Raw genomic sequence first — 13,850 nt, 5'->3', positions numbered from 1 at the left:
GAACACCTGAACTTGAACCAAGTTTCAACTGCCTTCAGGATGCCACACGGTGACCGGCACCACAGCGGATTACGCGGTCACGCGACGCCCCGCTCCGGCGCCGGTCATACCCGCGACAGCGCCCGGCGGACGTTAGTCTGAGCCGATGGAGAACCTCGTCACCGTTGTCGTCGTCGACGACCACCCCTTCTTCCGGGACGGAGTGGCACGCGGATTGACCCACAGCGGCCGGATCCGCGTCGTCGGCGAGGCGGGCGACGGGCCGTCGGGGCTCGAAGCGATTCGCACGCACTCCCCCGACGTCGCCGTCGTCGACTACCAGATGCCCGGGATGACCGGTATCGACGTCGTTAAGTCGGTGACACGCGATGGTCTGTCGACGAAAGTGCTTCTGCTGTCGGCGGTCACCGACGGCCCGATCGTCTTCGCGGCCCTGCAGGAGGGCGCGGCGGGCTACCTCGCCAAGGATGCCGACCGCGACGCCATCGTCGGCGCCGTGACTCGCGTCGCAAAAGGCGAGACCGTCGTTCCGCCGGAACTCGCGGGTGCCCTCGTCGGCCAGATCCGCGCCAACGCCGAGCCCAACGGCCCAACCCTGAGCGAACGGGAACGGCAGGTCATCGCCGGATTCGCACGGGGGCTCTCGATTCCGCAGGTGGCCGCCGAACTGTTCATCGGCGCCGCGACCGTCAAGACTCATACGCAGCGCCTCTACGAGAAACTCGGCGTCTCCGACCGCGCCGCTGCGGTGGCCGAGGCGATGCGCCGTGGCATCGTCGACTGACGCGCGGGTGCCGGTCCGCGACTCGCTGGCCGAGCTCGCCGGCGAACCGGGCATCGAACGCATTCTGATCGGCCATGCCCTGCGCGGCGTCCAGATCCAAGTGCTGTTGCGAGTGCTCCTGTCGATCTTCTCGATCGCCGCGGTCGCCCTCGAACCGCCCGCCAGCGACGCGGTGGCCTGCGGGGTCATCGTCGGTCTCTACGCCGCGTGGTGTGCCGCCGGTGCGGTGACCGTCGCGAAGGCCGGGCTGTTCGTCATCCGCTACGCCTGGCTCGCTCTCTTCGTCGACCTGCTGGCGTTGTCGTCGGTCACGATCATCGCCAGCCGATCCGACCACATCAGTTGGACCGCCGACGTTCTCGTCAGCGGCTTCGCCGTGGTGCCGATGCTCGCCGCCACCAGCCTGCGCCCGCATGTCTGCGCGGCGGTCGTCATTCCGACCGCTCTGGTGTACACGGGATCGATCATCGCCGCTCGCGCCTCATACGGGGAACCGTGGTCGTTGATCGCCCTGCGGGCCATGGTCATGGCCACCCTGGCGGGCGCCGCCTATCTGCTGTGCCTGCTTCAGCGCTCGCGCGTCGAGACCATCGGAACCCTTGCGGCACAACGCACCCGGCTGCTCGACGAGGTGCTCGTCGTGGAGAACAGGGAACGGGAGAACCTCGCCGAAGCGCTGCACGACGGCGCACTCCAGTACGTTCTGGGCGCCCGACAGGAGCTCGATCTGATCGCCGGGACCGCCGACGCCGAGTCGGTCGCACGCCTCGACCTCGCACTGCGCGAGTCCGCCCGGCTGCTGCGCTCCACCCTGGTGGAATTGCACCCCGCGGTCCTGCAAGCGAGTGGATTGCCCGCCGCCCTGGGCAACCTCGGCGCGTCGATGCGCGAGCGCGGCGGATTCGCCGTCGAGCTCGACTCCGTCGGCTGGCCCGACGACTTCCGCTCCGACGTCGACGATCTGCTCTTCGCCACCGCCCGCGAACTGCTGACCAATGTCGTCAAACATGCGCGGGCATCGAGTGTGCAGATGAGCATCGAGCTCGACGACGCAGTCGCCCGTCTCGTCGTGCTCGACGACGGGGTCGGCATCGACGAGGCGAGCGATGCCAAGACCGCCGCCGGACACATCGGCCTGACCTCTCGGCGAGTGCGCATCGAAAGTGCAGGCGGCACCCTGACGATCGCCGCGGCTCCGGCGGGCGGCACCGTCGCGATCGCACAGCTGCCGGTCACCCCGCCGGCACATTGAACAGGCCGATCACGCCAACGACAGAAACAGCTTCTCCAGCTTCGCGGTGTCGACGCCGTCGACCCCTTCGGTGGCGATGCACTGTTTGAGGCCGGTCGCCACCAGCGCGAATCCGCTGCGATCCAAGGCCTTGCTCACCGCCGCGAGCTGGGTGAGGACGTCTTCGCAGTCCTGCCCTTCTTCGAGCATCCGGATCACGGTCGCCAGATGGCCGTGCGCGCGCTTCATCCGGGTGATCAACGGTTTGGCCTCGAGTGGATCGAGCTTCACCGCGCGGCCGCCGACGCCGCGCGTGCCGACACCGCGTCAAGCATGGTCCGCAGCCGAGTCCGCGCATCTTCGGCGACCTCGGAAAGCTCTGCGGCGCCGGTGAATTCGGGCATCACGGCGGGATCCATCACCTCGACGACCGACCCGCCGCCGATACCCGACACCACCACATTGCATGGCAGCAGCGCAGCGACCCGCGCATCGATCTGCAGCGCCTGATGGGCGAGCTGTGGACGGCAGGCGCCGAGGATGATCTTGGGCGCGACGTCGACGTCGAGTTTGGACTTCAGCGTGGCGGCGACGTCGATTTCGGTGAGGACGCCGAATCCCACCTCGGCGAGTTCGGCGCGGACCGCCTCGACGGCGGCGTCGTAGGGCAGCGCGACCTCGGTGGACATGGTGAATTGCGGCATCGGTGCTCCCTTCCGGAACCCAGTATGCCATATCCCCCCAGGGGGTTACCCCGCCCGGCGGTCAGATCAGCGACCCGCTGGGCACCACACCGTTGACCAGTTCGTTGCCGATGTGGATGTACTTCCAGCGCGTCGGGTCGTGCAGGGTGTGGGTCCGGGCATCACGCCAATAGCGGTCCAGGCCGTACTTCCGATCGGTCGCTCCGGTGCCGGCGATCTCGAACAGTTCGTTCGCCGTCGTCACCGCCGTCTCTGCGGCGACGGCGCGCGCGGCCGCCACCGCCAGTGACGCCTCGGTCGACTGCGCTCGCGTCGGCGTGAGCCCGGCGACGTCGATCGCCTCGGCGGCCTCATGAAGGACCGCGCGCGCCGCCCGCACACCGACCGCCAATTTCCCTGTCTCATACAGCAAATGGGAGTCCTGCGCCGCCTTCGCGGCCGGACTGTCGCGGTACACCCGCGTCTTCGTCGCGAGGAACTCCGCCAGCCGTGACAGCGCACCCTGCGCGATCCCGACGTCGAGCGCCGCGTGAATGATCTGCCCGTAGGCGCCGTCGACGCGCGGCGGCTCGACGTCGCCGTTGACCGCGACGACCTGCCAGTCCGCCACTCGTACCGCGGTCAGAGTTGTTGTGCCGCTGTGTGTTCCGCGTTGCCCGAAGCCGTTCCAGTCGTCGGTCACGTGCACGCCGTCGGCCGTACGCGGCACGTAGACGATCACCGACGTCCCGGCCAGCCCTGTCGCGTTCACCGGAATCCATTGCGCCGTAAAGGCTCCCGTGCTGTAGTACTTCGTGCCCGTCAGCGTCGCGACGCCGTCGTCTGCACTCGCGCTCAGCGCCGTGGTCCACTCCCCCGGACCGTTCGACGTCGACCCGACATTGCGCTCGGCCTGGGCGTTGCCGAGCCGATTGCCGTCGATCACCAAGCGGGCGAAGAACTCTCGCTGCTCCGACGTCCCGTGCACGAGCGCATGCCGGAGAAAGAAGTAGTGGTTCTGCAGCACCTGCGCGATGGAGCCGTCGGCCGCGGCGAGGAGCGCCACCACGTCGACGAGCGTACGCGTCGACGCCCCGGCGCCGCCGAGCTCGGCCGGTACGGGGATCGCGAGCAAGCCGGACTGGCGGATCCGTTCCAGCTCCGCCACCGGGGTGACCCCGTCCCGGTCGCGTTCGATCGCACCGTCGGCGAAGTCGGCGGCGAGTTCCGCGGCGATCCGCAACGCGTCGCCGTCGGAGGTGATCCGGTTCGCGATCGGCAGTGTGTCGCTGCGGAAGTCGGCGTGCGACGGCGGGCGGAGAGTCACGGAAGGTTCCAATCGACGACGGGCGAAAGACAGCATCGTCACAGGACACTAGTGTCTTGGCGGGTGGAATCCGGAGCATAAGGCGCGCGGTGATTTCAATGAACGACGCTCACGCGCTCCGGCGCAGTTGCCGCTCGAGCGCGCGCGCTCGGGACTCCTCGAATCGGGTGACCTTTGCCTCGAGGTCGTCGAGGAACTGCGCCAGCAGTTCGCGGAAATACTCGCCGGACGGCCCGAAGTCGGTGCGGGAGAATACCTTCCACTGTCTCAGCACCGGACGGAGCACGTCGTTGAGGTGTTGCGGAAGGTCGTAGATGGCGCCCTTGGCGATCAGCACCGCGTTGCGCCGGAAACCCGGCATGGACGATCCCGGCATCGTGAAGTTGGCGACGATCGTATAGATCGCAGCCATCGCCTCGTCGGGCACCAGGTCGAGGGCGGCCGACGTCACATTGCGGTAGAACAGCATGTGCAGGTTCTCGTCGGCGGCGACGCGTGCGAGCATCGCGTCGGCGATCGGATCGCCGCAGGCTTTGCCGGTGTTGCGATGCGACACCCGGGTGGCCAGTTCCTGGAAACTCACATACGCGACGGCCAGCAGCATCCCCAGACCGCCACCGCCGGTTCCGTCGACGCGCTCGGCCAGTTCGGTGGGGAACGGATTGAATCCGCCGGTCATGTGCACCAGGCGGGTGCGTTCCAGTTCCACCGGGTCGACGCCGCGCGTGACGACCAGGTAGTCGCGCATGACGATCGAATGACGGGCCTCCTCCGCCGTCCAACGCCCCACCCAGAATCCCCAGGCGTCGTCGAGGCTGAAGTTCTCGGCGATCACGCGGTGATACGACGGCAGATTGTCTTCGGTGAGGAGATTGGTGATCATCGCCGCCTTCGCGGTGTCGGACAGCGTCGACTGGCTGGGATCCCAGTCGACGCCGCCCAGCGCCGCGAAGTTGCGCCCGTCGTCCCACGGCACATAGTCATGCGGGTGCCAGTCGACGGCGGTAGCCATATGCCGGTCGACTTCGCGTTCGACGACGGGCAACAGCTCGGTCAGCAGGTCGTGGCCGGACATCGACAGCAACCGAACGTGGTGATTCTCCATGTCCTCCAGCGTCGACGATCTACTACGCGAAGTAGTGGGTACAACGTCCCGCTCCGCTGGGGACCAGGTCAGGGGACGATCTGCCCTCGATCTCCGGGCCCGACGCGGGACTCACCGTCGGCCGCGTCGCAGGCGTAGTGTCACTGACCGTGTCAGCGCAATCCTCACCCCCGACGGCCATCCGCGCCTACCTCGTCGACGACCACGAACTCGTCCGCCGTGGTCTGCGCGACCTGCTCAGCACCGCCGACGACATCGACATCGTCGGCGAGGCGGCCAGCGTCGCTGAGGCACGCGTCGGCATCGCTGCCACCCTGCCCGACGTCGCGGTGCTCGACGTCCGCCTGCCCGACGGCAGCGGCGTCGAATTGTGCCGCGACGTGCGGTCCGATCATCCACGGGTGCACTGCCTGATGCTGACCTCCTACTCCGACGACGACGCGCTGATGGCGGCGGTGGTCGCCGGCGCGTCGGGCTTCGTACTCAAGCAGATCCTCGGCCACAATCTGATCGCGGCGGTGCGCACCGTCGGACACGGTGGGTCCCTCCTCGATCGCCGCAGCACCGAGGCGCTGATGAAACGAATCCGCAGCAGCGCGACACACGACGACCCGCTGTCGCAGCTGACCGACCGCGAACGCGACATCGTGTCGCTGATCGGCGACGGTTTGACCAACCGCCAGATCGCCGAACGCACTCACCTCGCGGAGAAGACCGTCAAGAACTACGTGACCCGCGTCCTGGCCAAGCTCGACATGGAACGCCGCACACAGGTGGCCGTACTGGCCACCGAATTGCGCAACGAGCGCAGAGACTCGAGTTCGTAGCGCTCGCCGCACTCCCCTCTGCTGGCCTCCGCTACCCGAGGGCCTTCCGCTCCCCGAGTGCCGACGCGAGGAACGAGCACCGGAGCACCTCCCCGCTCCCCGAGTGCCGAAGCGAGGTACGAGCACCGGAGCACCTCCCCGCTCCCCGAGTGCCGACACGAGGAACGAGCACCGGAGCACCTCCCCGCTCCCCGAGTGCCGAAGCGAGGAACGAGCACCGGAGCACCTCCCCGCTCCCCGAGTGCCGAAGCGAGGTACGAGCTTCGGTGTAACGAGGGGTCTGGTGAGACAACGTGCCCAGGCCGCTACGGAACATCTTGGGGGAGCGAGTCTTTCGGTTCTGTTTCGAGTTCGGCTCACCGCATCTCGATACACCGACGGCTCGCTGCGCTCGCGTCGGCACTCGATGAGCGAAGGGGCCTTCGCACTGCACAAATTCGTTCTCACTGCGCTGCCCTGATAGCCGCCGCGGTAACCCCCTCTCCGCCACGCGAAGGTGTTACGTCCGCGGAGATCGACGAGCGCAGTGAGAACACACTACCGCAGCGAGTCCCAACCTCCCGCCGTACACACGAAATTGGTTGCGCCACAACGGTTTCGACAAGTTCGCCGCCAGGAGATGCCGATCAGCCCAGACGGCGCCCCCGCTGGTCGAGCGGGGGATTGCCCGACTCGCCGACCGATCACTCCTCCAGCGGCACAACCCATTTCAGCTCGGTCCCACCGCCTGCGGGCACCGCGAGGGTGAGTCGTCCCCCGCACTCCACCGCCCGGTCGGCGAGATTCCGCAATCCCCGACGATGGGCATCGGACGGTATGCCGCACCCGTCGTCGGCGACGGTCACCACCAGGTCTTCGTCGGCAACGGCGACCACGATGTCGATCCGCCCGGCGCCCGAATGCCGCAGCGCGTTGCTCAGCGCCTCGCGCACAACGGCTTCCAGATGCGACGCCAGGTCGTCGGGCACCAGGGTGTCGACCGCACCGTCGAATCGCACCGACGGCGTCACCGGTGCATGCGCCGCCGACTGTTCGACGACGTCGAGCACGCGGCGTCGGACGCTCTTCACCGCCGACGACTCCGACGCCGTCTGCAACTCGAAGATCGACGTCCGGATCTGCGCGACCGTCGCGTCGAGGTCGGCGATCACCGTCGCCATCCGCGTGCCCGGATCCGCCCGGCCCTGGGCATCGGGATTCATCGACATCGTTTGCAGCGCAATGCCTATCGCGAACAGTCGCTGAATGACGTGGTCGTGCAGGTCGCGGGCGATGCGATGCCGATCGGCGAGCACCTCCAGATCGCGGGCCATCTGCTGACGTTCGTCGTAGGCGATGGCCAGCGAGGCGATCTCGGCGACACCGGCCAAGCCCGCGTACATCTCCGGCGGCAGATGCGGGTCGCGCTCGTAGATCAGCGACAGCCGCCCGATCTGACGACCGCCGACGGTGAAGGGCTGATCGATCACGTAACCGCCGCTTGCGGCGACATCGGCGACGTCGGCGCCGGAGCGCCCGCGCGGCCGGTCCTGCCCGCCGAACGACGTGATCAATGCCACGCCGCCCGCACCGGTGAGCTCGGCGACGTCGGAGCACAAGCCGTTCATGGTGTCGCCCAACGGGATTCCCGCCAGCGGCTCCGACCCGCGGCGTGCCAGCACTTCCACCCAGCGCTGCCGGACAAGCGTCAGTTCGAACAGTCGCGCATTGTCTACCGCGATGCCCGCTGCTACCGCGAGTACGCTGATCAACTTCTCGTCGGTGCGGCTGAAGTCTGCCGCCGACTGCTTCTCGGTCAGGTAGATGCTGCCGAATACGCTGCCGCGCACCAGAATCGGCGCGCCGAGGAAGGTACGCATGGGCGGGTGATTCGGTGGAAAGCCCACCGACGCCGGATGCGTGTTGAGCTCTTCGACGCGCAGTACGTGCGGATCGTCGAACAGTACCCCGAGCAGACCGTGCCCTACCGGTAGGTGTCCCATCGTCGCGCGCGTCTGTTCGTCGATGCCGGTGTAGACGAATTCTTTGAGCAGACCGCTGTACTCGGACCGGACGCCCAACGCACAGTAGCGCGCGTCGAGGACCCGGGCCGCGACGTCGACGATGCGTTGCAGCGCCGCGTCGAGGTCCAGTCCACGCCCGACGACGAGCACGGCGTCGAGCAGTTCCCGCAGCTGTCGGGGATCGTCGATCTCGCCGACGCCGCTGAGCAGCCCGTCGGGACCCTCACCCATGATCATCGTGTGCACGGTACGCCGCTGCGGCAGCGACGAACCGCGCGACGGCGCTCGGCGCCCCGGCCGGATGGACATGCAGGAACGAACCGTGCACGCCGTCGGCGACGAGTCCGTCGGTGACGGAGCCGACATCACTGCGCCACCCCCACGCGGCATCGCCGACGCCGTGCACCGTCGAGCGGTGGAACTCGTGTCCGGTGACGCGTTCACCGGCCCGATAGAGCACGTTGTCACGCAGACATACCGCGTCGCGGTAGCCCAATGTCAGGGCGGGCGAGAAGGTGCCGGTCGCGTCCAGCACCCCCGACATCGGCTGATCATCAAGTGCCGCACAGAGATACAGGTAGCCGGCGCATTCGCCGTGGATCACGCCGCCGCGCCGGGCGTGCTCGCGCAGATCGTCGCGCAGCCCGACGTTGCCCGCGAGCTGCTCGGCATACTCTTCGGGAAAACCGCCGCCGATGACCACCCCCGCGGCGCCCTCGGGCAGCCGATCGTGCAGTGGATCGACTGTCACCACGTCAGCGCCGGCCGCGCGCAGAAGTTCCGCGTGTTCGGCATAGCCAAAGGTGAAAGCCGCGCCGCCGGCCATCGCGATCACCGGACGGGCACGTACCGGCTCACCGACTGCATCCGGCGCAGACCAGGGCGCACCGTCGCGCTGACGCCGCTGTCGCGCGGTCGCTTCGATCGCCGCGAGATCGACGCCGGCGCCCATCGCCGCGGCCATCGCGTCGACGGCGTCGCGCGCTTGTGGCGCACGTTCGGCGGCCGGGATCAACCCGAGGTGCCGCGACGGGACCGACAACTCACCGTTACGCCGCACCGCACCGAGAACCGGCAGCCCGACTTGCGCGCAGGCCGCCCGCAGCACCGATTCATGGCGCGGCGAACCCACCCGGTTGAGAATGACGCCGGCGATGGTCACGGTCGAGTCGAATGTCGCGAAGCCGTGCAGCAGCGCGGCAAGTGATTGACTGTGCCCGGCGGCGTCGACGACGAGCACCACCGGCGCGCCGAGGATCGACGCGACCTGCGCCGTCGAGCCGAAGCCGCCGGTGGACGTCGAATGACCGTCCGCTGCGATGCGGCCGTCGAACAAGCCCATCACGCCTTCGACCACGGCGATGTCGGCGCCCACGCAGCCGGCCGCGAAGAGCGGCGAGATCCGTTCGACGCCGACGAGATTCGGATCCAGATTCCGTCCGGGCCGGTCGGCGGCGACGCTGTGGTATCCGGGGTCGATGAAGTCGGGTCCGACCTTGAACGGCGCCACCTTTCGCCCGGCCCGACGCAGCGCGGCGATCAGACCGGTGGTGACGGTGGTCTTGCCGCTGCCCGACGACGGCGCCGCGATGACGACCGCGGGGGTCGACGTCACAGATCTCCCGTCGCGGCGCTCGCGCCGATCACCATGCTCGCGCCGATCACCATTCGATGCCCTTCTGGCCCTTGCGCCCCTGATCCATCGGGTGGGCGACCTTGCGCATCTCGGTGACGAGGTCGGCGGCGTCGATCAACTTCTGCGGCGCGCGGCGTCCGGTGATGATCACGTGTTGACGACCGGGTCGGGCGCGCAGGGTGTCGACCACCTCGTCGACGTCGATCCATCCCCAATCGAGTGGATAGGTGAACTCGTCGAGGACGTAGAAATCGTGCTCTTCGCCAGCAAGGCGTCGGCTGATCTCGGCCCAACCGGCTCGGGCGGCGGCCGCGTGATCGTCGGCGTGCTCGGAGCTGGAGCGCAGCCACGACCAGCCCTGACCCATCTTGTGCCACTGCACCGGCCCACCCCGACCGGTCTGCTCGTGGAGGGCGCCGAGTGCTTCGAGTGCGGACTCCTCGCCTACCCGCCACTTCGCCGACTTCACGAACTGGAACACCGCGACGTTGAGGCCGGCGTTCCAGGCGCGCATCGCCATGCCGAAGGCCGCCGTCGACTTCCCCTTGCCGTCGCCGGTGTGCACGCCTAGCACCGGGGTGTTGCGGCGCTGCCGGGTGGTCAGCCCGTCGTTCGGGATGCTCTCCGGAACTCCTTGTGGCACAGTCGGTTTCCTTTTGGTCGGGGTTCGGGTCAGGCTGCGGCGCGGACCGCGGCGACGATCGAATGCGCATTGAGGTCGGCGATCGCGAGGCACGGCGCGTGCAGGTGGCGAGCCAGCTGCGCGGCCAGCCCCAGCCGGATCATCCCCTGTTCGCAGTCGATGACCACGGCGTCGATATGGCGGCGAGCGATGCCCCGCGCCGCGGCGTGTGCGCGCGTGAGGGCGTCGGCGCCCGACGCTGCCGAATTCCGGTTCGCTCCCGGCCCCGTGGCACGGCCGTCGGTGAGCACCACCAACAGCGGGCGGCGGGCCGGTTCCCGTTGTGCGGCAGCGGAAATCACCGACAACGACTGAATCAGTCCGTCGGCGAGCGGGGTGCGTCCGCCGACGCGGACCCGACTGAGTCGCGCCACGGCGAGATCCACCGAACGAGTCGGCGGCACAACCACTTCCGCGTGGCTGCCGCGGGCGACAACCACCGCGACCCGGTCGCGGCGAGTGTAGGAGTCACGCAGCAGATCGACGCAGGCGCGGGTCACGGAGTCGAGGCGTTTACGCGCGGTCATCGACCCGGACAGGTCGAGCAGGAAGACGACCAGGTTGCCCTCGGTTCCCACTCGCTGTGCTCCACGCAGATCATCGCCGGTCACCACGACCCGCGACGATGCGCTCACCGCGCGCTCGATCGCCGCCATCGCCGTCCCGACGACGTGCACCGACGTCCCGGGCGTGAACTGGATTGCGCGCGTGGTCATTCCACGATCGCTGTACGCCTTGGACCGACGACCCGAGGCACCGCTTCCGACGCCGGCGACGCGGAGATTGCGGACTCGGGCCGCAGCGGTGGCCGGCGCTGTGAACCGCGGCCCCGCGGCGTCGTCGGACCCCGCGGTGGTCGCGCTCGAATCCGTCTCCGCGCCATCATCGTTCGGCGGCGCGTCGATGCCGCCGCCACCCGGGCCGTCGGGGTCGGCGTCGGGTCCATCGTTGTCGGGTCCATCGTTGTCGGGTCCATCGTCGTCGGGCGGGGGCGGGTCAGGCTGCGCGGCCTGCTCCCCCGCATCCATCGCGTCGTCGACCTGTTGTTCGGACAGCCCCGACTCGTCGAACGGATCGCGGCGCCTGCGGTGCGGCAGGGCCAGTTCGACGGCGATGCGCACGTCGTCGGCGTTGATCGACGACGCCCCGCGCCACGCGGCGTGTGCGGCGGCCGCGCGCGCGACGACGATGTCGCCGCGCATGCCGTCGACGTCGAGATGCGCGCATACCGCGGCGATGCGGCGCAGTTCGGTGATCGGCAGTTCGACGTCGCCGACGTCGGTGCGTGCCTGCCGGATGCGCCGGGTCAACTCCGCCTCGTCGTCGGCGAAGCGCTGCACGAATCGCTCTGGGGCGGCGTCGAATTCGAGCCGCCGGGTCACCACCTCGACGCGTTCGTCGACGTCGCGCGCGGCCACGACGTCGACGGCGAGACCGAAACGGTCGAGCAGTTGCGGGCGCAGTTCGCCCTCTTCCGGATTCATCGTGCCGACGAGGACGAACTCGGTCGACGAGGTGTGCGAGATACCGTCGCGTTCGACGGTGACCCGCCCGCTGGCGGCGGCGTCGAGCAACACGTCCACGAGATGATCGGCGAGAAGGTTCACCTCATCGATGTAGAGCACACCGCGGTCGGCGCGGGCGAGGAGTCCGGGAGTGAAGACGGCCTCGCCGTCGCGCAGGGCACGGGTGACGTCGAGCGACCCGACGACCCGGTCCTCGGTGGCGCCGATCGGCAGGTCCACCACCGGCCGTGGACTGCCCGGCTCGCCGAGCAGCGGTCCGAGACCGCGCACGATCGTCGACTTGGCGGTCCCCTTCTCGCCCCGGATCAGCACACCGCCGATGCCGGGCGCGATCGCGGACAGGATCAGCGCGAGTTTGAGCTGATCCTGTCCGACGACGGCGCTGAACGGATAATCGATGCGTTGCGGCTGCGCCGACATCGACTATGCGTCGGCGGTCGCGCGCGAGTTGGTCAGCAGCAGGCTCTTGCTCGACCAGTCCCACACCTCACCGAACAACGAGGTGTTGTCGGACAGCTTCTGACCGAAGGACGGAATCATCTCGACGAGCTTCGGACGCCACCCGTCGAACTGGCGTGGGAAACACTTCGACAGGACGTCGAGCATCGCGGGAACCGCGGTCGACGCCCCGGGCGACGCCCCGAGCAGGCCGGCGATGGTGCCGTCACCGGCCGCGACGACGGCGGTGCCGAATTCGAGCGAGCCGTTGACGGCGCTGTTCTTGCGGATCACCTGGACGCGCTGGCCGGCGGTGACGAATTCCCAGTCGCCGGCGACGGCGCGCGGAGCGAACTCGTTGAGCGTGTCGATGCGGTCGGCGGTGCTGGACGCGAGCTCGCTGATGAGGTACTTCAGCAGGCCGAACTCTTTCGGTGCGATGGAGATCATCGGCAGCAGGTTGCTCGGGGTCACCGACTCGATCAGGTCGGTGGCCTTGCCGTTCTTGAGGAACTTGGGCGACCAGCCCGCGTACGGGCCGAACAGCAGTCCCGGCTGGTGGTTGATGACGCGGGTGTCCAGGTGCGGCACCGACATCGGCGGTGCGCCGACGGCGGCCTGCCCGTAGACCTTCGCCTGGTGGCGGCTGATCAGCTCGGGGTTGGTGCAGCGGATGAACTCACCCGACACCGGGAAGCCGCCGAAGCCCTTGGCCTCGGAGATGCCCGACTTCTGCAGCAGATGCAGCGCCCCGCCGCCTGCGCCGACGAATACGAACTTCGCGTGTACCTTCAGCTTCTCGCCGGTGCGGTCGTTGACGACCTTGACGATCCAACTTCCGTCGGACTGCTTGTTCAGGTTGGTCACCCGATGACCGAAGTAGATGTCGGAGTCTTTGCCGACGTAATTCAGCAGTTGCTGGGTGAGCGCGCCGAAGTCGACGTCGGTGCCGTCGGTGAACCAGTTGAGGGCGACCGGGTCGGAGAAGTCACGACCGTCGGACATCAGCGGCAGGCGCGCGGCGAACTCGTCGGGCTCGGTGATGTACTCCATGCCCTCGAACAGCGGGTGGCGCGACAGTTTGTCGTAGCGTTTGCGCAGGTAGCTGGCACCGGCCTCGCCGTGGGTGAAGCTCACGTGCGGGATGGGGTTGATGAACTCGCTCGGGTCACCGAGGATGCCCTTGTCCACCGAGTGCGCCCAGAACTGACGCGACACCTGGAACTGCTCGTTGATGGTGATCGCCTTGTCGACGTTCACGTCACCGTTGGCGTCCTGCGGTGTGTAGTTCAGCTCGCACAGGGCCGAATGCCCGGTGCCCGCGTTGTTCCACGGGTCGCTGCTCTCTGCGGCGGCGGCGTCGAGCGACTCGAACAGGCTGATCGACCATTCGGGCTGCAACTGTCGCAGAAGCGCGCCCAGGGTAGCGCTCATGATGCCAGCGCCTACCAACACCACATCGGACTTGATCGTTTGAGACACCCTCGCGCTCCCATTTCTCAGCGGGCTGAACTTTAGATTCACCAGACATTGTTCCCCATGGCCGCACCCGAACCGAATGGGGTTGCTCAGATTGTGTGCTAGGCGACACCGGGGTACTGCACAGTA

The 13,850-nt window shown here is 68.2% G+C and carries 12 protein-coding genes; 3 read left to right on the top strand and 9 right to left on the bottom strand.

Going from position 1 to position 13,850, the window contains the following annotated elements; translation table 11 throughout:
* The first annotated feature begins 145 nt into the window (after positions 1-145).
* On the top strand, positions 146-784 hold the full coding sequence (locus HH308_RS01135; RefSeq protein WP_170192312.1) for a response regulator: 639 nt from the start codon (positions 146-148) through the stop codon (positions 782-784).
* Complete coding sequence (locus HH308_RS01130; protein WP_170192311.1) at positions 768-2,036, top strand: sensor histidine kinase; 1,269 nt, start codon at positions 768-770, stop codon at positions 2,034-2,036. Before HH308_RS01135 ends, HH308_RS01130 begins: the two co-directional genes overlap by 17 nt.
* Positions 2,037-2,045: 9 nt before the next feature.
* Here the strand turns inward: HH308_RS01130 and HH308_RS01125 are convergent, their stop codons facing one another.
* From HH308_RS01125 to HH308_RS01110, 4 genes are all read right to left on the bottom strand, one after another.
* Positions 2,046-2,306 carry a metal-sensitive transcriptional regulator gene (locus HH308_RS01125; RefSeq protein WP_170192310.1) on the bottom strand — a complete coding sequence of 87 codons (261 nt, stop codon included), beginning with the start codon at positions 2,304-2,306 and terminating at the stop codon, positions 2,046-2,048.
* A complete protein-coding gene (locus HH308_RS01120) occupies positions 2,303-2,719 on the bottom strand; it encodes a DUF302 domain-containing protein (RefSeq protein WP_170192309.1) in 417 nt (138 codons plus the stop codon). The genes HH308_RS01125 and HH308_RS01120 overlap by 4 nt, the downstream gene beginning before the upstream one ends.
* 61 nt (positions 2,720-2,780) lie before the next feature.
* Positions 2,781-4,025 carry an acyl-CoA dehydrogenase family protein gene (locus HH308_RS01115; RefSeq protein ID WP_170192308.1) on the bottom strand — a complete coding sequence of 415 codons (1,245 nt, stop codon included), beginning with the start codon at positions 4,023-4,025 and terminating at the stop codon, positions 2,781-2,783.
* A 109-nt stretch (positions 4,026-4,134) separates the two neighbouring features.
* The gene (locus tag HH308_RS01110) at positions 4,135-5,130 is read right to left on the bottom strand and encodes an acyl-ACP desaturase (protein ID WP_170192307.1); all 996 of its coding nucleotides are present in this window, start codon (positions 5,128-5,130) and stop codon (positions 4,135-4,137) included.
* 149 nt (positions 5,131-5,279) lie between these two features.
* Here HH308_RS01110 and HH308_RS01105 point away from each other — a divergent pair, with 149 nt between their 5' ends.
* Positions 5,280-5,957 (top strand): response regulator, encoded by a 678-nt coding sequence (locus HH308_RS01105; protein ID WP_312870252.1) that lies wholly within the window; start codon positions 5,280-5,282, stop codon positions 5,955-5,957.
* Positions 5,958-6,640: 683 nt separating this feature from the next.
* Here HH308_RS01105 and HH308_RS01100 read toward each other — a convergent pair.
* Genes HH308_RS01100 through mqo form a run of 5 tightly spaced genes read right to left on the bottom strand, consistent with a single transcriptional unit; the run spans position 6,641 to position 13,724 of the window.
* Positions 6,641-8,197 carry a GAF domain-containing sensor histidine kinase gene (locus HH308_RS01100; protein WP_170192305.1) on the bottom strand — a complete coding sequence of 519 codons (1,557 nt, stop codon included), beginning with the start codon at positions 8,195-8,197 and terminating at the stop codon, positions 6,641-6,643.
* Positions 8,184-9,575: a cobyrinic acid a,c-diamide synthase CobB gene (locus tag HH308_RS01095; protein WP_170192304.1), complete on the bottom strand. Its 1,392-nt coding sequence runs from the start codon at positions 9,573-9,575 to the stop codon at positions 8,184-8,186. The genes HH308_RS01100 and HH308_RS01095 overlap by 14 nt, the downstream gene beginning before the upstream one ends.
* Positions 9,576-9,621: 46 nt before the next feature.
* Entirely contained in the window at positions 9,622-10,239 is a 618-nt protein-coding gene (cobO, locus tag HH308_RS01090; protein WP_170192303.1) for a cob(I)yrinic acid a,c-diamide adenosyltransferase, read from the bottom strand.
* A gap of 29 nt (positions 10,240-10,268) precedes the next feature.
* Positions 10,269-12,224 carry a VWA domain-containing protein gene (locus HH308_RS01085; RefSeq protein ID WP_170192302.1) on the bottom strand — a complete coding sequence of 652 codons (1,956 nt, stop codon included), beginning with the start codon at positions 12,222-12,224 and terminating at the stop codon, positions 10,269-10,271.
* Positions 12,225-12,227: 3 nt separating this feature from the next.
* Positions 12,228-13,724 carry a malate dehydrogenase (quinone) gene (gene mqo / locus HH308_RS01080; protein ID WP_170192301.1) on the bottom strand — a complete coding sequence of 499 codons (1,497 nt, stop codon included), beginning with the start codon at positions 13,722-13,724 and terminating at the stop codon, positions 12,228-12,230.
* Positions 13,725-13,850 lie beyond the last annotated feature (126 nt).

This window comes from Gordonia asplenii, assembly GCF_012933505.1.
GTDB classification, from domain to species: domain Bacteria; phylum Actinomycetota; class Actinomycetes; order Mycobacteriales; family Mycobacteriaceae; genus Gordonia; species Gordonia asplenii.
The sequence above is the reverse complement of the archived record's forward strand: the minus strand, read 5'-3'. Positions and strand labels throughout refer to the sequence as shown.